Below are 19,926 nucleotides of genomic sequence, written 5' to 3'. Positions count from 1 at the left end.
GCCGCGGGCAGCAATAATGGCTCTTCTACTTGTTGGATGAAGGGTTTGCATGGCAGAGCATCGTTACGAGGACATATTGCGCGCCTTACGCGGGGAGGGGCGGATAGCCGTTTCACCGATAGCAACGATGCTTTCGGTTTCCGAGGAAACCATACGCCGAGATCTGGCGGAACTGGAGCGCAGGGGTCTGCTGAGGCGAGTTCACGGCGGTGCAGTTCAGCCGCGTCTGGATCAGGAGCAGCCGCTGATCGAGCGCGGCAAGCACAACATGCGCGGCAAATCGCGGGTTGCGGAAATAGCAGCGACCCTCATTTCGGATGGAATGTCTATTTTTATAGATACCGGAACTACGACGCTTGCTTTCGCACGCCGATTGATTGGCAAGAACATCACGGTCACGACCAACTCGCTCGATATCGCACTTTTGCTCTCACCAAGCCTGCCCAAACTCAACCTGACACCCGGGACGGTTCGGACAAAGGACAATGCACTGGTTGGCTACGAAACCATTTCGTATGCGGGGCGATACTTTTACGACATGGCCTTTATGGGTATTGGTGCCTGCGACATTTCCTTGGGCTGGATGGACTACGAGGAACACGAATCGACATTGCGGCAGGCTCTGTTAAATCGCGCCAGACGCGGGATCATGCTTGCGGACGTCGGAAAATTCGACCGGCAGGCCTATCTAAAAACCTTCAGTTTAGAGGAACGGCTCACAGTAGTTACCGACAGAGCTCCGCCAGCGCGATTTGTGCAGGAGTTCGCGCGTCATGAGGTCGAAGTGCTACACGCCTGAAGGAATTGCGGTAACACCTGGTCGCATTGCCGGCTTGGTGACAGAATTCGCCCGCTTCGGCGCACTGCCGGGGGGCGGTGTTTCCAGACTTTGCGCATCGGCGGCCGACGGCGATGCCCGAAACAGGCTGACAGAACTGCTGAGACAAGCAGGCGCCGAAATTCGCATCGATGCGGTTGGAAACCAGTTCGGTCTGTTTCGTCTCAAAGCAGATAGCACCGAACCAGCCGGCATGATGGGGTCCCATCTGGATAGCCAGCCTCGCGGAGGCAGGGTCGACGGGACAATGGGTGTCATGGCGGCCCTTGAGGTTGCTGAACGGCTGATGGAAGCCAAGAGAAAGGGGCACCGGTTCCAGCGCGACTTCTGCGTGGTCAACTGGACCAACGAAGAAGGCGCGCGCTTCCGTCCGAGCCTGATGGGCAGCGGTGTATTTGCCGGCCACTATAAAGAAGAGACCATACTCGCAGTGCGCGACGATAACGGCATAACGCTGGCGGACGCATTGTCGGATATCGGCTATAAGGGCATAGATGCAGCACCCCCGATGCCCGCGTTCTATCTCGAGCTGCACGCGGAACAGGGCGCGAGGCTCGAACGCAGCGAACGCCAGATTGGCCTCGTGACCGGCAACTGGGGTGCGGCGAAATTCGATGTCGCGTTCCATGGTGAGCAGGCCCATACCGGGCCGACGCCCATGGCGGAGAGACGCGACGCGCTTCTGGCCGCCTCGCGAACCGTTGTCGCGCTGCGCGAACTGGCCGATACGAAGCCGCATAAGCTGCACACGTCAGTGGGCCGACTGCTCGTCTCGCCGAACTCGTCCAACGTCGTGCCCGACCGGGTCGACTTGTCCGCTGAAGTCCGCTCGCCCGACGATGATATCCTGGTGCAAGCCGAAAAGGCGCTCCAGAAGGTCATTGAGGAGGCGGCCGCCATCTCCCACACGACCGTCAGCTTCGCGTCGCGTTCGCTGCGGCTCGCGCGGCCATTGCCAGGCGATTTCGTCGATCTTCTCGAAGACTGCTCTCGCGCCATCGGTATTCCGGCGATGCGACTGGATACCATCTCGGGTCACGACGCATTGAGCCTCATTGGTCTTTGCCCGACGGCACTCGTTTTTGTACCGAGTGTCGGCGGCATCGCACATAACGAAGCTGAGTTCACCAGACCGGACGATATGGACGCAGGAGCAACACTGATGTTGGAGGCGGCATTCCGCCTCTGCAGCGAGGCTGATTTTTCTCTTCATTCAGAAAAGCGGGGAGAAGTTGCATGAACCAACAGCGACCTTCTGTAGACAAGGACGTACTTGCGTCCGCGCTTTCCGAGATTGCTGCATTTTTAGCGGTGCCTGTGGTTGTGGAGAGAGAGGTTGCCGGTGTCGCATCTCCCTCTCATTTCGCGGTCGATGCGGCGGTCCGTATTCTCCGCGGCGATCCTGACGGCCCAGGTTTTATCCTTAAAACCTGGTATGACGATTGCTTGGCTCCAGTTGATGTGGACAACGTCTTTGAGATGACGCTTGCAGCCTCAATGATCGGTGCCACCCCTGCCCCGAGGCTGCGATTGAACACCTCAAACTCGATGCTTGTGGACGTGCCCGAGGGTGATTGGCATACAGCTCGCCTGCACGAGATTTCAGCCGAGAACGATCTACATCGCCTCGTTGAACTGAAACGATCGCTTCACCAGCTTCCGAGCTTTCCCGTCGATCGTGATGTCTTTGCCGATATCGAGCGTCTCTCAGCAACTGTGGTATCACTTGCGTTGTCGTTGCCCGATACGATGGTCGAAGCCCTCGCCTTTGCGAGGGAATGTGGTCGGGCAATATCAGCTTCCGGCGTTGATCGAGTTCCCGGCCACGCGGATGGTGTTACATCGAACATTCTCATCAGTTCCGACGGGAATATGAAGCTGGTGGATTTCGACGAGGCCGGAAACGTCGATCCATTGTTCGATCTGGCACTCGTACTCAATGAAGTGCACCCCTTGGATAGAGCCATTCAGCAATCCGTCATCGAGGCTTTCGAGGGCTCGGTAAGCGAAACGTCGCGAGCACGTATATGCGCTTATCAGTTAGCCGACGATCTGAAGTGGTCGCTGTGGGGCTTAGGGATGGACAGGATGTCATCGCGCAGAAATGTGGAATTCCTGAAGTATGGGCAATGGCGCTGGCTGAGAGCCCGCGTGGCTCTTGCGTCCATGGAACGGAACGAGGTTCTGAAAAATGTCTGAGCCAGATAAAACTCTAGGAGAAAGCCTGACGATCGAAGACGTTCTGGCGTCGATACCGCACTGGCAGGGAAGGATAACCCGATTTCAACCAGTGGGAGGCGGCATCAGCAACGTCAATTGGCGGGTGTGGGTCGATGACGAGCCGGGCACGTTCTTCGTAAAAATTCCTGGGCGTGGAACCGAGTTGTTTATCAATCGCGACGTCTCTTTAGAAGCCAGTCTCAAGGCGGAAGCTGTCGGTATAGGTCCTCGCGTTCATCGTCTGAATACCCCGCATGGAGTCGAAGTTGTAGACTTTATAGACGGTTATCAGGCCGCCTCCAACCGCGATTTCCTTCGCCCAACTGTCCGCGAAGCCGTGGTGCGAACCTATCGAAAACTCCACGATTCCGGTTTGCTTTCCCAGACAAAAACAGTCTTCGACATGATCGAGGAACACTGCACACAGATCCAACAAGTCGGAGCAATTTTACCCGACCGCGTACTAAGCCTCATGGAATACTACACGCAAGCGCGTCTGGCTCTGGAGGCGGCCGGCATGGATCTGGTTCCCTGTTTCAACGATCCGATGCCCGGCAACTTTTTGCTGGGGGCCGGCGACGATCTGATTCTGATCGACTACGAATACGCTTCCAACAATGACCGTTGCTACGATCTCGGCGCCTGGAGCACCGAGATGTTTTTCGATCAGGCTGCCGAACGCGAAATCATCGAGGCGTATTTTGGCACCTTCGATCAGCGAATGTTCAACAGGATGACCGTCTATAAGGTCCTGGCAGACATCAAGTGGACCCTCTGGGCCATGCTGCAAAATACAATCTCCACGCTCGACTTTGATTTCTACAAATACGGCGTCTGGAAACAGATCCGAGCACGCTCGATCATTGATGATCCCCGTTGGCCCCATCTTTTGAAAGATCTATAATGACCACTTTCGAACATTTTGCTGAACCGTATGTGCACTTCGCCGCGGAGCTTGCCGATGCAGCCCGGCCGTTGGCCCTATCATATTTCCGCACGCCGCTGGAGATAGTTTCAAAGCTCGATGAGAGCCCGGTGACGATCGCCGATCGGACGATCGAACAGCACCTGAGAGCACTGATCCAGGCGCGCTTCCCTGAACACGGGATCTATGGCGAGGAGTTCGGAATCAAGGAGGGGAACGCCTTCACCTGGGTCCTGGACCCGATTGACGGCACAAAAAGCTTTATCACGGGATTTCCGCTCTTCGGCACGTTGATTTCGCTGACCATGGACGAAAAGCCGTTCTGCGGACTCATCGATGTTCCTGCAACGGGCGAGCGCTGGGTGGGACAGCCGGGACACACGAGTTTTTCCGGATCTCCTGCCAAGACGAGCATGTGCGAAAAGCTTTCGGAGGCCCGCTTCTACACGACATCGCCCGATATGTTCACCGGTGACCAGGTTGATCGTTTTGAAACGTTATCGCGGTCAACGCGCTTACGGCGCTTCGGCGGGGATTGCTATATCTACGGCTTGTTGGCCTCCGGTCACTGCGACCTGGTTCTGGAAACCGGACTTCAGCCTTACGACTACATGGCTCTTGTTCCGGTTATCCGGGGTGCGGGTGGCTGCATCAGCGATTGGCAGGGGAACGACTTGTCTATCCATTCCAACGGACAGGTTGTAGCGTCGGCGACACCGGAACTTCATGACCAAGCCCTCGCTCTTCTCAACCCGTGAGGCCGGGCCATGTCTTACAAGACCACTATAGAGCATACAGTTTTTCGCTTCGAAAGCCTGAAAGACCTTCTGGCGAAAGCCACACCAGAACGTTCCGGCGACCAACTCGCCGGAATTGCCGCCTCCGGACCGGTTGAAAGATTGGCCGCCCAGATGGCCCTCGCCGACCTGCCGCTGAAGGTATTCTTGTCTGAAGAACTGATCTCGGCCGACACCGACGAAGTCTCGCGACTGATCGCTGAACGTCATGATCCTCGTGCCTTCGAACCGATTTCCTCGCTGACTGTCGGCGAGTTTCGCGAATGGCTCCTGAAGCCGGAGACCGGCCAAGAGCGTCTCGAAGCGATCACCTGGGGTATAACACCGGAAATGGTCGCCGCCGTATCCAAGATCATGCGCCTGCAAGACCTGATCACGGTTGCATCCAAGCGCGAAGTCGTCACCCGTTTTCGAAGCACGATCGGACTGTCGGGTCGGCTGTCGACCCGAAACCAGCCGAACCACCCGACGGACGATAGTCGTGGCATAGCCGCGTCCGCCATCGACGGACTTTTGATGGGGTCCGGCGATGCGGTAATTGGTGTCAATCCCGCAACCGACGCCGTCGAAGACTACATAAGAATCGTCACACTTCTCGACGAGCTGCGCGAGCGGCTTGCAATCCCGACACAGACTTGTTGCCTCGGTCATGTGACGACTGCCATTAGGGCGGTACAGGCCGGTGCCCCTGTTGATCTTGTCTTTCAGTCGATTGCGGGATCCGAGAAGGCAAATCGCGGTTTCGGTATCGACCTTGCCTTGCTTCGCGAGGCTCATGATGCAGGTCGTTCGCTCCGGCGCGGCCCCGAAGGTTCCAACATCATGTACCTCGAAACCGGGCAAGGGTCGGCTCTCTCTGCGGACGCACATTATGGCGTCGATCAGCAGACCATGGAAGCACGCGCTTATGCTGTTGCTCGCGAACTGGACCCGTTGCTCGTAAACACCGTCGTTGGATTTATTGGGCCCGAGTACCTCTTCAACGGCAAGCAGATCATACGAGCCGGCATGGAGGATCATTTTTGCGGAAAGCTGCTCGGCCTGCCTATGGGTGTCGATGTCTGCTACACCAACCACGCCGACGCAGATCAGGAAGATATGGATACGCTGCTGACGCTTCTTTGCGCCGCTAACGTTAATTTCGTCATAACGGTACCCGGTGCGGATGATATCATGCTGAATTATCAGTCTTTGGCCCACCACGATGCCGTGTTTTGCCGAGAAACCCTCGGACGCCCGCCGGCTCCTGAATTTGAGAGATGGCTCTACGAGGTTGGGCTGACGTCCAATGACGGCGCATTGGTGGGAGCCCCACCAATGCTGAGCAACTTCCTGTCCTCCTCCTCTCTCGTGGGAGCACGATCATGAAGAAGCCAGTCCAAGTTTTTGAGAATGATCCTCGTCCCGCAGGAGACCGGGCTCTCGACTTCAAAGCAATGACCGATGCGCGAGTGGCACTTGGCCGTTTTGGCTCTGGGCTGCCAACAAGGGCAACGCAAGCATTTTTGCTCGACCACGCTCGTGCTCGCGAGGCCGTCTGGACGTTGGTCGACAACGCTGCCATGGAAGCGTCAATGGCCGATCTCGGCGTTGAAATCCTGACCGTCGAGAGTTCGGCCAGGGAGCGTAATGACTATGTAAGGCGCCCCGATCTAGGTCGGCGCCTTTCAGACCGATCTATCGCCTTACTCGCAGAATTGCGAACAGAACTGAATTACGATGTTGTCATCGTCGTCGGGGACGGTCTTTCGGCCAGCGCCGTGACGATAAACGCGAAACCGCTAATCGCCGCGCTGTTGCCACTGTTGCGCGGGCTGGGCCTATCTCTTGGCCCTCTCGTGCTGGCATCCCAAGCTCGCGTGGCGCTGGCCGATCCCATAGGCGAAGCGCTCAACTCACGAGTAACGATCATGCTCATCGGGGAACGACCGGGTTTGTCTGCGTCCGACAGCCTGGGTGCCTATATCACCTATGCGCCCAAACCAGGCACACCCGACAGTGCACGCAACTGTGTATCAAACATCCGCGATGGCGGACTTTCCATCTCCGAAGCCGCAGAGGCTATAGTATCCCTCGTCGGGGATATGATGAGAACGCACATGAGCGGCGTGACGCTTAAAGCGGCGGTAGCGCTTCTACCTGATGGTCGGTAATTGATGGAATTGATCCCTCCTACGAATAGCCGGTTTTTAGGCAATCCGTAGCCGGCAGGCATGAGCGCGCGGGTAATCTCGTGGCAACCCGGAACTAATGATAGAATTGTGCGTCAAATTCCGGCATCGTGGTGTAATTACACAGTATTTTTGGCACGATAGAGCCGGAAAACGACCGAGGTGTACGAGCATTGGCCCTGGGCGAGTGGAAGACATTCGCCTGCGGTTGGACAGGCTGTATCGCTAGTTCATCTATCCGTGCGCTTGGTTTTGATGGCGAGGGAAAAACTATATGGAAGAAAAAAATCGACTTCTTGGATCCAGTGCTTTTGGTAACGGACACACTGAACGCCCCTCGTGCGTGCAAGTTCGTGGAGCGCGCCAGAACAACCTCAAGAATGTCGACGTCGATATTCCGCGCGATGCCTTCGTGGTGTTCACCGGAATATCGGGATCGGGCAAGTCGTCCCTCGCCTTTGGAACCCTTTATGCGGAGGCGCAACGGCGCTACCTGGAATCGGTCGCCCCCTATGCGCGCCGCCTGATCGATCAGGCCGGCGTGCCGGAGGTCGACGCGATCGACGGATTGCCGCCTGCCGTCGCCTTGCAGCAGCAGCGCGGTTCGGCCAATGCCCGATCCTCGGTCGGCAGCGTGACGATGCTTTCCAGTGTGGTGCGCATGATCTACTCCCGCGTGGGGGAGTATCCGCCCGGCCAGCCCATGCTCTATGCGGAAGATTTCTCGCCCAACACCGTCGAAGGTGCCTGCCCCACCTGCCACGGGATCGGGCGCGTCTACGACGCGACCGAAGCGACAATGGTGCCGGATGATACACTCACCATCCGGGATCGGGCCATCGCCGCCTGGCCACCGGCCTGGCATGGTCAGAACCTTCGCGATATCCTCGTGTCGCTCGGCTACGACGTCGATACGCCATGGCGCGATCTGCCAAAGAAGGATCGCGACTGGATTCTCTTCACCGACGAAAGCCCAACGGTTCCGGTCTACGCGGGCCTGACCCCCGAGCAGACCCGTATCGCCCTCAAGCGTGGTATGGAGCCGAGCTATCAGGGCACCTTCACCGGCGCGCGCCGCTACGTGCTGGAGACCTTCGCCAACACGAAAAGCGCTCTGATGAAGAAGCGCGTCTCGCAATATATCATCGGCCGCGATTGCCCGACCTGCCACGGCAAGCGCCTGAAGCGCGAGGCGCTGTCGGTGACATTCGCCGGGCTGGATATTGCCGAGTTCGGCGATCTGTCGCTGCTGAAGCTCAGGGATTTGCTCACGCCCATTGCGCGAGGCGAGTTCGGAGCGAGCGGGAACAGTGATATCATCGACAAAGCCACCCGCGAGGCGGCGGTGGAGCAACGGGTTGCCGCTGGCGGTTCTGCGCACAAGAGCGCGCCCGATGTCCGCCGCACTCCCAACCTTTCCGAAGAAAAGCGGGTTGCCGCACAGCGCTTGGCGTCCGAATTGCTCGAACGGATCGGCGCGCTGATCGATCTGGGGCTTGGGTATATCTCGCTCGACCGCAGCACGCCGACGCTTTCATCAGGCGAATTGCAGCGCTTGCGCCTGGCTACACAGCTGTCGTCCCAGCTGTTTGGTGTGGTCTATGTGCTGGACGAGCCGTCAGCGGGGCTCCACCCGGCGGACGGCGAAGCCTTGCTGTCGATCCTTGAACGGCTGAAGGCGGCGGGCAATTCGCTGTTCGTGGTCGAGCACGATCTTGACGTCATCCGCCATGCCGAGTGGCTGGTCGATGTCGGGCCAGGCGCGGGCGAAAAAGGCGGCGAAGTGATCTATAGCGGGCCGCCCGAGGGGCTGGCCGACGTGGAAGAATCGGTCACCCGCCGCTATCTGTTCGACAAGCCCGTCCCGAATGACCGGACACCGCGCGAAGCCAGGGCGTGGCTCCGGCTGGAAGGCGTGACGCGAAACAATCTCCACGGCCTCGATGTGGCGTTCCCGATTGGCTGTTTCACGGCGGTCACAGGCATATCGGGATCGGGCAAGTCCAGCTTGGTGAGCCAGGCGCTGCCGGAACTCGTCGCGGAACATCTCGGCGGGGCCTCTGCGACCGAAGAAGATGAGGGCGATCCGCTGTTCGATGCCGCGCAGGAGACAACTGAGGGACGCATCGTCGCGGGAATGGGGCAATTCCGGCGGTTGGTGCGGGTCGATCAGAAGCCCATCGGTCGCACCCCGCGCTCGAACCTCGCCACCTATAGCGGCCTGTTCGACCATGTGCGCAAGATCTTTGCCGATACGCCTCTTGCCCGCAGACGCCGTTATGGTCCCGGCAGGTTCTCGTTCAATGTGGCGCAAGGCCGATGCCCGGTGTGTGAAGGCGAAGGCTTCGTGATGGTGGAGCTGCTGTTCCTGCCGAGTGTCTATGCGCCCTGTTCGACCTGCCATGGCAGTCGCTACAATCCGCAAACGCTAGAGGTCGAATGGAACGGCCGCAACATCGCCCAGGTCCTCGAAATGACGGTGGACGAGGCTTGCGGCTTCTTCGCCGATCAACCGGCCGTCATGCGATCCCTCGACGTTTTGCGGGAAATCGGCCTCGGCTATCTGCGGCTCGGGCAACCAGCGACGGAGCTGTCTGGCGGCGAGGCGCAGCGCATCAAGTTGGCGACCGAGCTGCAGCGCGCTCAGCACGGCAACACGATCTACATTTTGGACGAGCCGACTTCCGGCCTGCATCCCTCCGACGCGGATCGTTTGATGCGGCATTTGCAGGGTCTCGTCGATGCCGGCAATACGGTCGTGGTCGTCGAACACGACATGCGCGCGATCGCCCAGGTGGATTGGGTCATCGATCTGGGTCCAGGGGCGGGTGAGGATGGCGGTCGTATCATCGCAAGCGGCATCCCCCGTGCTGTCGCCGAAGCGGAAGACAGTCTGACCGCGCCCTATCTCAAGGCGGCGTATTTCTAATCTCGCTGCCAGCTCAGTGGTGTGGCAAAGCCAGTCATTTTCAGACATCCGCGCATTCATGGTGATCTAAAGCGGGGCCGCCGTTCTCGGGGACGACGGCCCCGCTAATTTAGCGGCGTTTCCGTCGGTTTGATACTGAAGCTCCGAGTGCTTCATACCAAAACACGAGCACTCTCTGAATGAGCACAACTACTGATCTACTGGAACATATTGAGTATATAAAACTTTAACTCCTGCAAAGTATAACGAACATGGGGCCGTACGCGCGGCCCTGGGGTGTGGAAACCCCTTATCTGACGGTCTGGAGCCTGCCGTTACGGCTCCGAAGATCCTTGACCCAAGCGGTCGGGTCTCTAGTCGCGCGGGCGTCAATCCCTTTTCCAAAAATCCCTATACGACTGATTTCGTTCATTCTTGGTCTTCGATCGGTGCCCCTTCCGGGCACACCAAATCGTTTGCCGAAGAGGTTTCGGCAACGCTAATGTCAACGATATTGTCCTGCCCGCAAGATCAGGAGTCTCTCCGTAGTCACGCCGTGCTGGCCGAGCTGCTGGCGGCTACATTACGTTGTTCAATGGAACAAACAGGTGGGACCAATAGGAGCCGCGGCTTCTGATGTTGACCGGGAACTATCCCAGGCAACGAGCCACCCGACCGCACGTCACTCACCCATCTGCCGTCTTGCTGCAAGACCCCCGGCTTCAGACTCACCGGGGTTTCGATCAGACCGGCGCCGATGCAACGGGTCTGGATTTCATCGCCGCACCTGACAGCTCATTCTTGAGCTTGGTTCGCTCGGCGGCGCTGATGATTTTGGGGCGGAAACGATCGTTATTCAGCCATATCTTATGCATGATCATCGCCAGTTTCCGGGCCACGGCGATTCTCGCCTTCGAGAAGCCGATCCGCTTGGCCAGGCGCACGCCCCATGCTTTCAGGCTGTTCCAATCGTTCGAGTGAGCAAGGAGAACGGTCGCGGCGATCACAAGCACACGCCGCGTCCCTGGATCGCCGCGACGGGAGATCCCGCCCATGTAGTCGCTCTCTCCCGATTGAAATTGTCGTGGCGTCAGTCCAAAATAGGCGGCCACATCCGAGGATTTCTTGAAGCGTTGCGGATTATCGACCGCGGCGTAGAAGGATAGTGCGGTTACCGGACCGATCCCTGGGATATCCATGAAGCGACGCACCATCTCGATGCCGGCGGCGATCGAGCGGATCTTCTCCGTCAGCGGTGCGATTTTCTCGCAAGCTTCCATGTAGAGATGCAGCGATGGCAGTACATATGAGCGGACCTGGACACCGTTGCGTTCGGCCTCAGCAAGGCCTTCCAATGTCCGCTTGTAAAAAACCTCTGCCGTCACGTTGCCACGCTCGACGACCACGCCAAATGGCTTGAGAACGCCGGCGATGTGATTTTCCAGGCTGACCTTCTGACTGACCAGGTGGTCCCGCATCGCAAGAAGCACTCTGGTTTCCTGAGATGCCTGCGAGCGGATGGTGACGACCTTGAGAAAATCCTCTCCTCCCATCCGTACGAGTTGGGCCAGTCCACGCGCATCATTCTTGTCGGTTTTGTTCCGGTAGGTGGCGAGAAACCGATGCGCCTGAAAGGTTTCCATGCAAACGACGTCCAACCCCATTTTGGTGAGGCCGCTGTAGAGCCAGCTGCTCATGTTGCCTGCTTCAAGGCCGACCTTCAGAGCTTTCCCGTCCTCGATGCGATTTCGGAGCCAACCCCGAATGTCCTCCGGGCGGGTCAGGCTTTTCCCTTCGCAGAGTTTCTTGCCAAGCGGATCGATTACGCAAATCGACGTGGTCTTCTGGGAAACGTCGAGGCCCACATAATAGTCAAATGAATTGCTCATATCTTTTCCCCGATTGGATGACTTGCGCCGGAGATGATAGGGGCTTTTGCCGGGTAAGGCGGTAGTGCGACTAAAACGTAGGAGCCTGTGACGCATGTCCAGGCGCCTCGGTGCTAAAGGTCTCAGGAACCGTTCAGATACGGTTTTCCAACTCCCCGATCATGGGGTCAGGAAGGTATTGCGGGGGCGCACCGCGATAAGACCTTCCGGCCAGATGACGTTTGCGGGGCTTTTTTTCACCGCGAAGCAGCGTCGCCCATCTGACAGATGGGGCGTGGGATGATCCGCGCGATGCAATGGAATGAATCCATTCGACACTAGTTTCACGAATCCGGCGTGGGGGTTTCCGGATTACCAGTCAGCTATTGCGCAAGAAGGTCCATGATGCCCAATCGATCGAAGTCATCTTCTATTTGCAAACTCATTGGGGCGAGGCTCGCTGGGGATGATCTTCAACGGCAACGCAGCGAGGGCCATCACAGATTCGGGACAGGCATTAGCGGATTGGGATCATGGAAAGATTTAACTGTTTTTGTTTTCTCTTCAGCAACGGGAAAGCGGTACTTTAATCGTTTAAATTCGGGTGCGCCGACATGACACCAGATACTTTTGCAGATACCCAACATATTCTCGTTCCCGCGTTGGAACAGTCGATCACCGCCGTTGTACTGATCGATCAACACGATAGTATCACGTCCTTCAACCACACGCCGCTCGTCGATGAGCTCAACCGGGCATGGAAGGCGCCGTCGAACCTGGCATCCTCGGCCTATGCAAAGGCCGAATGATGGAAAATCGTTCACAAGCCAACGCCGTCATCAAACGTCCGGTCAGGACCGCAGCCTTTATGCCCGCGCTGGCGATGGCAGCTCTGACCGCGGCCGGCGGGCTTGCCGCCCAATATATTCCACCTACTACCGGACAGATGGCGGTTGTTTTTCCGCCTTTCACCGATGAATTGACCGCGTGGCAAAGGGTTACCGACGCAGGCGGCCAGATCGTCGCTCCATCTCACCTTTCCAATATCGTCGTGGCCTACGCCCCCGATACCGGATTCGCTGGCCGTGTCCGTTCCACCGGCGCACTGTTCACCCTCGCGGCCACCGGGCTATGTCAGCCCCTCTCCCGCAATGACAAGAAAGAACCATTATGACGCTCGATCATATACGCAAGATGTCGACGCTGGTGCTTTGCGGTGTCGCACTCATCCTTACCCTAAGCGTTCTCGCGACCGACCGGATCGCACAAGGGTCGTTCGGCCTGGCCTCCGCGCTCGCCATTGTCGGGTTGGTAGGGCTCTGTGTGACCTACGCAGTCATGCGCCAGGGCGACGCCTTACGGCTCATGGTCGTGACGGTCCTGATGGGCGAAACGGTCGCCCTGCTTATCGCGGCACGCGACCATCCGTGGCAGACCGACATTCATATGGTGTTTTTCGCAACGCTGGCAATCAGCGCCTTGATGTACGACGTTCGCGTCATCCTGCTCGGGGCAGGATTGATTGCCGTGCATCACCTCGGACTTGGAATGGCGCTGGATAGTCTCGTCTTCTATGGCGGAGGCAGCTTTGGCCGCGTCGTTTTGCACGCGGTTGTTCTCGTAATCGAGACAGCCGCACTCGTCTGGATGATCCTCCAGACCGAAAAACTCCTGGCCCTCGCTGCGACCAAAGAAGAGCAAGCCCAAAAGGAGGCTGATCGTTCCGTCGGGCTGATTACAGCCGCGATCGATGCCCAGGGAAAGATCGCCGCTATTTCCCGCGCTCAGGCGATTATCGAGTTTACGCCCGAAGGGGAGATTTTGGCCGCGAACGAGAACTTCCTTTCGACGCTCGGATACGACATCGCAGAGATCAAGGGCCACCATCACCGCATGTTTGTTGATGCGGCCTATGCCAACAGCCCGGATTATGCCGGGTTTTGGCAGCGATTGCGCAGCGGCGAATTCGTCGCGCAAGAATTCAAGCGCATAGGCAAGGGTCACAAGGAGGTATGGATTCAGGCGTCCTACAATCCGGTTTTCGATGAAAACAGGAGGATCGTGAAAGTCGTAAAGTTCGCCACTGACATTACCGGGCGTGTTCGTGCAGTGAATGAGATCGGCGCGGGTTTGGGTCAGGTCGCGGCCGGCAACCTGACATGCGAGATCGCTGAACCGTTCATCCCGGCTCTCGACATGCTGCGACGGGACTTCAACAATTCGGTCGCAACGTTGCGCAGCACCCTGCAGGCGGTGGAGCAAAACGCGTTGTCCATCGATGGGGCGGCTGGCGAAGTCAGCTCGGCCGCGGACGATCTGGCCAAACGCACGGAACATCAGGCGGCCTCGGTCGAAGAAACCGCGGCCGCAATCAATCAGATTACAACAACGGTGGCAAATTCCGCCAAACGGGCAGAAGAAGCCGGAACCATCGTCGCGCGGACAAGAGCTGGCGCCGAGAAGTCCGGGGAGATCGTTCAACGGGCGGTGACGACCATGGGCGAGATCGAGCGGTCGTCCCGTGCGATCGGCTCCATCACCGACATGATGGATGAAATTGCATTTCAAACGAACCTGCTGGCGCTCAACGCCGGCGTCGAAGCCGCCCGCGCCGGCGATGCCGGCAAGGGGTTTGCTGTCGTCGCACAGGAGGTCCGCGTTCTCGCGCAGCGGGCAGCCAGTGCAGCAAAGGAAATCAAGGAACTCATCGCAAAATCCGACCATGAGGTCAAAGCCGGCGTAGCACTTGTGGGCGAGACCGGCACTGCCTTGCAAACCATCATCGGGGATGTGCAGGAGATCAACGGGCATGTCCTTGCTATCGTCGAGGCGTCACGCGAGCAATCGACCGCCCTTGGAGAGATCAACACGGCCGTCAGCACAATCGATCAAGGCACGCAGCAGAATGCGGCGATGGTGGAGGAAACGTCCGCTGCCAGTGTGAATCTCGCCAACCAAGCCGAAGAGTTGAAGGCCCTTCTTGCGAACTTCCGCCTTGAATCCGGCCGCGAAAATCCTCGTCGCAGGGCGGAGGGAACACTGCCCGAGCGCCGCGCGGCATGACCATACCAGCCTGTCTGCCGCCAACGGCAGTTTAAGAACAAATAGGACGGGCGGGTTTCTTAATTGCGTTGCAACTACATTATGCAATCATAGAGAAACCCGTATTTTACATAAGGCGGATATTATTTTTTGGGAAATATCGTCAAATGATGACAGTAATAGGGTGTATAGTCGAGTATCATAATCCATGGCTGGTACTGCTGGCGGCATCGCTATGCATCACCGGTTCTTGGGTAACGGCCCGACTGTTCCAGCGCTCGACCACCACTGCCGGAGGCCAGCGATACGGCTGGTTGTTCATGACGGCACTGGCGGCCGGGGTTGCGATCTGGTGCACCCATTTCATCGCCATGCTCGGCTATAACGCCGGAGCGCCAATCAGCCTCGACCCTATCCTGACAGTCGTTTCCCTGCTCATCGCCGTCTTTGGCAGCACCATCGGATTCTCGCTTGCCGGTAGTCGTTGGGCGGCATTCACGCCTGCCGTCGGCGGGGCGCTCGTCGGTCTTTCGATCGCCGCTATGCATTATTCCGGTATGATCGCCTATCGGGTGCAGGGCATCGTGTCGTGGGATGTGCCCTATCTGGTCGCCTCCGTGATACTGTCGGTCAGCCTGTCGGCGCTGGCGCTGCATCTTGCCATGCGACCCGGGCCGCAGGCCACGAACATCATGGCCGGCGTGTTAGCGCTGGCGATCGTCGCACTGCATTTCACCGGCATGACCGCTTTCCGTGTCGAACCCCTGCTGCTGGATGGCTCGCTGTCCAACCAGGAAGCCCTACATACGCTCGCCATTGCTATCGCGGCCATGTCCTTCGTGATCGTCGCGGCAGGACTGGTCAGCTACCTGATCGATGATAGCGCGCGGGCGGACTCGATGGAGCGGCTACGCCGCCTGGCGCTGAACGACACACTTACCGGTCTGCCGAACCGCGCCAACTTCAACGAACGCATCGACCTAGAAATGGCACTGGCACGCGAAAGAAAAAGCAGGCTTGCTTTGGTCGGGATCGACCTCAACCGCTTCAAGGAGATTAATGACCTGCGCGGCCACAATGCCGGCGATGAGGTGTTGCGCGTTCTCGGTTACCGCATCAAGGGACTGCTGCGCGAGAGTGAAGGCGAGTTTGTCGCCAGAACGGGCGGGGATGAGTTCTCGGCCCTTTATCGAATGGGGGATGACAACACCGGCATTTCCGACTTCCTCGTACGCCTTGAGGCGGCCTTGTTCCAGCCGATCGAGTTCGATGGCGCGGAGATCGTGCCAGGCGCGAGTTTCGGGGTGTCGGTCTTCCCCGACGACGCCAGCGACAGGGAGACCGTCATCAACAATGCGGACCTCGCCATGTATAGGGCCAAGGCCGATCCCGTTCGCCATGTCTGCTTCTATGAAGTGGGAATGGATGAGAAAATCAGGGCACGCCGGTTGCTTGCCGCCGATCTGCGCCGGGCACTGGAATACAATGAGTTGTCGCTCCATTATCAGGTACAAACCGTGATCGCGACAGGCGAGATTACCGGCTATGAAGCGCTGTTGCGTTGGGAGCATCCTCAGCTCGGCCCGATCGGTCCGACCGAATTCATCCCGATCGCTGAAGAAAACGGCCTTATCCTTCCGATCGGGGAATGGGTGCTTCGCACGGCCTGCGCAGAGGCGACCACGTGGGAACAGCCCTACAAGGTCGCGGTGAACCTGTCGGCTGTACAGTTTGTTCATGCCGATCTGCCCCGCATCGTCACTGAGGTTCTGGTTCAAACCGGCCTGTCGCCGGAGCGGCTAGAACTGGAGCTGACGGAATCGGCAATTTTCGTGGATAGGGAGAGAGCTTTGCACATGCTGCGCCAGATCAAGGGCCTCGGCGTCAGCGTCGCGCTCGACGATTTCGGGACGGGCTATTCCTCGCTCGACACCCTGCGCGCCTTCCCCTTCGACAAGATCAAAATCGACCGCTCGTTCTTCTCATCAACGGCCGCCAATCCGCAAACCACAGCGATTATTCAGGCCGTGCTTGCGCTCGGCAAGACTTTCGGGATTCCGGTTCTGGCGGAAGGGATCGAGACCTATGACCAGCTTTCCATGCTGAGTGCCGAAGGCTGCGAGGAAGCGCAAGGCTTTCTTCTTGGCCGTCCAGCCGCTCTTGCAGATATTGTTAGTACCGGACAAATAGTCTTGACAAACCCATATAGCCGGGAGCCGGGAGCCGGGAGCCGGGAGCCGGGAGCCGGGAGCCGGGAGCCGGGAAAAATTGCCACATCAAAGCCATTGAAGCAAGGGGTTCCAGCACGATGACAGGCGGGGCGAAACTTGATGCAAAGGAGCCGCCGCATGCGCTCCGCTCCTGAATCGGAACTAAAAGAAACGGCATCCACGCGGATAGTTAACGTCATACGTAGCAGTGTCGCCCAATTCGTCACGATCCCCGGTGACAATCCGGAACTGCTCAAGGCGCAGTATCGCGCCTTCTCGCGGCAAATGCCGTTGATGTATCTTATTCTGTTGTCAAGCACCTGGGCCGTATCCACCACGCATATGGGGGTCGCGCCGCTTTGGCTAACAGTCGGGATACCAATACTGCTCACCTTCGTCTGTGCCGCGCGTGTCTTGCTTTGGTGGAGATCGCGCAGTGTCGTTCCGACGCCGGAAGCGGCCCTGCACGCACTTAAGCGTGTCAATTATCTCGCCTTCGGCATCGCCACCGCCTTCACGGCATGGTCATTCCTACTCTATCCCTACGGCGACGCCTACACGCGCTCCTATCTGGCCTTCTACATGGCCATCACGGTGATCTCCTGCATTTTCAGCCTGGTGCATCTGCGGTCGGCCGCGCTGATCGTGACAGCAATCGTCAATGGCGCATTCATCTTCTTTTTCGCCGCGACGGGTCAACCGACCTTTGTGGCGATGGCCGTCAATATCGCGCTCGTGTCCTTCGGAATGTTGGTGATGCTGAACATCAATCAACGTGACTTCGCCCGTATGGTGAACGCCCAGACCGAAGCACTCCGCAAGCACGAGGAACAAAGCCGGCTGCTGCGAATGATCGACGATATGCCGATGGCGGTGATGACCGTCGAGCCGGGGACGCTCAACATCAACTATGCCAATGAAACATCCAAGGAACTTATTCGCAAGATCGAGCACCTATTGCCGATCAGCGCCGACAATCTGCTCGGCACCTCCATCGACGTGTTCCACCGCAACCCGCAGCACCAGCGCCGAATTCTGGCTGATCCGAAGAACCTGCCTCACAATGCCCGCATCAAGCTCGGACCGGAAGTGCTTGACCTCAAGGTCTCTGCCGTCATCGCCGATGATGGCAGCTTTATCGGACCCATGCTCACCTGGGCGCTCGTCACCAAGGAAGTTGAGGCCGAAAACCGAATCCGCCAACTCGCCCATTACGACACACTGACCGGACTTCCCAATCGCGTCACATTCCACGAGGAGCTGGCGAAGGGCCTCGTGACGCCCGGCAATCGCCTCGGATTGCTCTATGTCGACCTCGATGGCTTCAAGCTCATCAACGACACAAGGGGGCACTCCGTCGGCGACATATTGCTCGGACAGGTGGCCAGCCGCCTGCGCACGATCTGCAACGGGCCAGCCATGACGGTCGGACGCCTCGGCGGCGATGAATTCGCGGTGCTCGTCCCGCATAACAATGCGGAATCCGCCCTCGCCCTTTCCAGCAAAATCATCGAGGCCCTGAGCGCGCCCTATGATCTCGACTATGACAGGAGCATCCAGCTCGGCGCGTCCGTAGGCATCGCGTTTGCCCCGGGGCATGGGGAGAGTGCCGACGAATTGCTTGCCCGCGCCGATTTGGCTCTCTACGCGGCCAAGGCCGCTGGCAAGGGACAGGCGCATATTTTCTCGCCAGACATGGAAACCCGGATTCATGAGCGCGTGCGGCTCGAAACGAAGCTACGCGATGTTCTCGAAACCAAAGACGGCCTGTTCGTCTTTTATCAGCCCATCGTCAACATCGAAACGGGCAAGGTCACGGCCCGCGAAGCTCTGGTGCGCTGGCATCATCCGAAAAGGGGCTGGATTTCGCCCGGCGAGTTCGTGCCGGTCGCTGAGCAAAGCGGCCTGATCGACCAGCTCGGCCAGTTTGTACTTGAACAGGCCTGCCGCGATGCCGTGGAGCGAGACGACGGCGTCCGGGTCGCCGTCAATATCTCGGCCGTACAGCTCGGCAAGGGCACAATCGCCTCGGCCGTCCATTCCGCCCTTGTCGCATCCGGACTGTCGCCGAGCCAGCTCGAAATCGAAGTGACGGAAACCGCCCTGCTTGGCGCGGAGACGGCAGGAATAGACGATCTGCGCCGCATCCGTGACATGGGCGTAAGGGTCGCGCTCGATGATTTCGGGACCGGCTATTCTTCCCTCTCCCATTTGCGCGTGTTTCCCTTTGACAAGATCAAGATAGATGGCTCATTCGTGAAAGAGGCTGTCGATCGGATGGAAAGCGCGGCTGTGGTCAAGGCGGTTGCCGATCTCGGAAAGCGCCTCGGCGTGACCACCGTAGCCGAAGGTGTCGAGACGCAAGCGCAGCTCGATCGCGTACGCGAAGAAGGCTGCACCGAAATTCAAGGCTATCTGTTCGGACGGCCAGCACCAAACGATCGGGACGCGGCGAAAATAGCGGAGCTGAACAAGAGTGCTGCCCTGACCAAAGCGGCATGAGATCGGCCGGCTATCGCCTGCCCGAAACAAACCATCTACGGGAAAGGTAGCCGCTTGGACGAACAACAGGCAGAACATCTTGCCGCAATCCTGTCCGCAATGGCGAATCCGGTTCGACTTACGATTCTTAGGCTGCTCGTCCAGGGAGAGGTCCCCGTCAGCGGTATCGCCTCGTATGCCGGATTAAGCCAGTCGGCCGTCTCGCAACATCTGGCAAAGCTGCGAAAACAACGCCTTGTCACAACCCGTCGAGACGCCCAGACGATCTACTATTCCAGTGAATCGCCAGCCGTGCGCGCAATCCTTCAGACCTTGGATGGAATCAACGTCAAAATCCCGGCGTGATCCTGCAGGTCATTCGATCCTGGCGCTTTGCCGTCGAGCTGAACTTGCACTGCCCATCCGAAAGCCGTGAAGAAACGTCGCCAGCACTTGTCCGGATAGC

Annotated in this window: 15 protein-coding genes; 14 read left to right on the top strand and 1 reads right to left on the bottom strand. The window is 58.3% G+C overall.

The genetic code is table 11. The annotated features are described in order from the left end of the window. Nucleotides 1-49 precede the first annotated feature (49 nt). The 8 genes from AC0CMF_RS24480 to AC0CMF_RS24445 all read left to right on the top strand — a co-directional run bounded on the left by AC0CMF_RS24480 (nt 50) and on the right by AC0CMF_RS24445 (nt 9,880). On the top strand, nt 50-799 hold the full coding sequence (locus AC0CMF_RS24480; RefSeq protein WP_306041962.1) for a DeoR/GlpR family DNA-binding transcription regulator: 750 nt from the start codon (nt 50-52) through the stop codon (nt 797-799). After that, nucleotides 774-2,078, top strand: coding sequence for a Zn-dependent hydrolase (locus AC0CMF_RS24475; RefSeq protein WP_306041963.1), 1,305 nt, complete (start codon nt 774-776; stop codon nt 2,076-2,078). Before AC0CMF_RS24480 ends, AC0CMF_RS24475 begins: the two co-directional genes overlap by 26 nt. Then, on the top strand, nt 2,075-3,037 hold the full coding sequence (locus tag AC0CMF_RS24470; protein WP_306041965.1) for a phosphotransferase family protein: 963 nt from the start codon (nt 2,075-2,077) through the stop codon (nt 3,035-3,037). The genes AC0CMF_RS24475 and AC0CMF_RS24470 overlap by 4 nt, the downstream gene beginning before the upstream one ends. After that, the gene (locus AC0CMF_RS24465) at nt 3,030-3,962 is read left to right on the top strand and encodes a choline kinase family protein (protein ID WP_306041967.1); all 933 of its coding nucleotides are present in this window, start codon (nt 3,030-3,032) and stop codon (nt 3,960-3,962) included. The genes AC0CMF_RS24470 and AC0CMF_RS24465 overlap by 8 nt, the downstream gene beginning before the upstream one ends. Continuing rightward, complete coding sequence (gene hisN, locus AC0CMF_RS24460) at nt 3,962-4,741, top strand: histidinol-phosphatase (RefSeq protein ID WP_306041969.1); 780 nt, start codon at nt 3,962-3,964, stop codon at nt 4,739-4,741. Before AC0CMF_RS24465 ends, hisN begins: the two co-directional genes overlap by 1 nt. 9 nt (nt 4,742-4,750) lie before the next feature. Then, nucleotides 4,751-6,148 (top strand): ethanolamine ammonia-lyase subunit EutB, encoded by a 1,398-nt coding sequence (locus AC0CMF_RS24455; RefSeq protein ID WP_306041971.1) that lies wholly within the window; start codon nt 4,751-4,753, stop codon nt 6,146-6,148. Continuing rightward, entirely contained in the window at nt 6,145-6,933 is a 789-nt protein-coding gene (gene eutC, locus AC0CMF_RS24450; RefSeq protein ID WP_306041973.1) for an ethanolamine ammonia-lyase subunit EutC, read from the top strand. Before AC0CMF_RS24455 ends, eutC begins: the two co-directional genes overlap by 4 nt. 292 nt (nt 6,934-7,225) lie before the next feature. Then, nucleotides 7,226-9,880, top strand: coding sequence for an excinuclease ABC subunit UvrA (locus tag AC0CMF_RS24445; RefSeq protein ID WP_472482509.1), 2,655 nt, complete (start codon nt 7,226-7,228; stop codon nt 9,878-9,880). Between the two features lie 722 nt (nt 9,881-10,602). Here the strand turns inward: AC0CMF_RS24445 and AC0CMF_RS24440 are convergent. Beyond that, entirely contained in the window at nt 10,603-11,748 is a 1,146-nt protein-coding gene (locus AC0CMF_RS24440) for an IS110 family RNA-guided transposase (protein WP_152007319.1), read from the bottom strand. Nucleotides 11,749-12,341: 593 nt separating this feature from the next. Here AC0CMF_RS24440 and AC0CMF_RS24435 point away from each other — a divergent pair. From AC0CMF_RS24435 to AC0CMF_RS24410, 6 genes are all read left to right on the top strand, one after another. Then, on the top strand, nt 12,342-12,536 hold the full coding sequence (locus tag AC0CMF_RS24435) for a hypothetical protein (RefSeq protein ID WP_306041975.1): 195 nt from the start codon (nt 12,342-12,344) through the stop codon (nt 12,534-12,536). Then, on the top strand, nt 12,533-12,901 hold the full coding sequence (locus AC0CMF_RS24430; RefSeq protein WP_306041977.1) for a hypothetical protein: 369 nt from the start codon (nt 12,533-12,535) through the stop codon (nt 12,899-12,901). Before AC0CMF_RS24435 ends, AC0CMF_RS24430 begins: the two co-directional genes overlap by 4 nt. After that, the gene (locus tag AC0CMF_RS24425; RefSeq protein WP_306041979.1) at nt 12,898-14,790 is read left to right on the top strand and encodes a methyl-accepting chemotaxis protein; all 1,893 of its coding nucleotides are present in this window, start codon (nt 12,898-12,900) and stop codon (nt 14,788-14,790) included. The genes AC0CMF_RS24430 and AC0CMF_RS24425 overlap by 4 nt, the downstream gene beginning before the upstream one ends. 146 nt (nt 14,791-14,936) lie before the next feature. Then, entirely contained in the window at nt 14,937-17,081 is a 2,145-nt protein-coding gene (locus tag AC0CMF_RS24420; protein WP_472482508.1) for a putative bifunctional diguanylate cyclase/phosphodiesterase, read from the top strand. 36 nt (nt 17,082-17,117) lie between these two features. Continuing rightward, complete coding sequence (locus AC0CMF_RS24415; protein ID WP_306041763.1) at nt 17,118-19,481, top strand: putative bifunctional diguanylate cyclase/phosphodiesterase; 2,364 nt, start codon at nt 17,118-17,120, stop codon at nt 19,479-19,481. A gap of 54 nt (nt 19,482-19,535) precedes the next feature. After that, nucleotides 19,536-19,826, top strand: coding sequence for an ArsR/SmtB family transcription factor (locus tag AC0CMF_RS24410; protein ID WP_472482507.1), 291 nt, complete (start codon nt 19,536-19,538; stop codon nt 19,824-19,826). Nucleotides 19,827-19,926 lie beyond the last annotated feature (100 nt).

It is taken from the genome of Pannonibacter sp. CBAS1226 (genome assembly GCF_055685825.1).
Note: the sequence above shows the minus strand (reverse complement) of the source record. Positions and strands in the feature narration are given on the sequence as shown.

What these genes read in the sequence shown, in the direction of transcription:
- AC0CMF_RS24480 (WP_306041962.1), top strand. Translation starts at nt 50, where the DNA reads ATGGCAGAGCATCGTTACGAGGACATATTGCGCGCCTTACGCGGGGAG.
- AC0CMF_RS24475 (WP_306041963.1), top strand. Translation starts at nt 774, where the DNA reads ATGAGGTCGAAGTGCTACACGCCTGAAGGAATTGCGGTAACACCTGGT.
- AC0CMF_RS24470 (WP_306041965.1), top strand. Translation starts at nt 2,075, where the DNA reads ATGAACCAACAGCGACCTTCTGTAGACAAGGACGTACTTGCGTCCGCG.
- AC0CMF_RS24465 (WP_306041967.1), top strand. Translation starts at nt 3,030, where the DNA reads ATGTCTGAGCCAGATAAAACTCTAGGAGAAAGCCTGACGATCGAAGAC.
- hisN (WP_306041969.1), top strand. Translation starts at nt 3,962, where the DNA reads ATGACCACTTTCGAACATTTTGCTGAACCGTATGTGCACTTCGCCGCG.
- AC0CMF_RS24455 (WP_306041971.1), top strand. Translation starts at nt 4,751, where the DNA reads ATGTCTTACAAGACCACTATAGAGCATACAGTTTTTCGCTTCGAAAGC.
- eutC (WP_306041973.1), top strand. Translation starts at nt 6,145, where the DNA reads ATGAAGAAGCCAGTCCAAGTTTTTGAGAATGATCCTCGTCCCGCAGGA.
- AC0CMF_RS24445 (WP_472482509.1), top strand. Translation starts at nt 7,226, where the DNA reads ATGGAAGAAAAAAATCGACTTCTTGGATCCAGTGCTTTTGGTAACGGA.
- AC0CMF_RS24440 (WP_152007319.1), bottom strand. Translation starts at nt 11,748, where the DNA reads ATGAGCAATTCATTTGACTATTATGTGGGCCTCGACGTTTCCCAGAAG.
- AC0CMF_RS24435 (WP_306041975.1), top strand. Translation starts at nt 12,342, where the DNA reads ATGACACCAGATACTTTTGCAGATACCCAACATATTCTCGTTCCCGCG.
- AC0CMF_RS24430 (WP_306041977.1), top strand. Translation starts at nt 12,533, where the DNA reads ATGATGGAAAATCGTTCACAAGCCAACGCCGTCATCAAACGTCCGGTC.
- AC0CMF_RS24425 (WP_306041979.1), top strand. Translation starts at nt 12,898, where the DNA reads ATGACGCTCGATCATATACGCAAGATGTCGACGCTGGTGCTTTGCGGT.
- AC0CMF_RS24420 (WP_472482508.1), top strand. Translation starts at nt 14,937, where the DNA reads ATGATGACAGTAATAGGGTGTATAGTCGAGTATCATAATCCATGGCTG.
- AC0CMF_RS24415 (WP_306041763.1), top strand. Translation starts at nt 17,118, where the DNA reads ATGCGCTCCGCTCCTGAATCGGAACTAAAAGAAACGGCATCCACGCGG.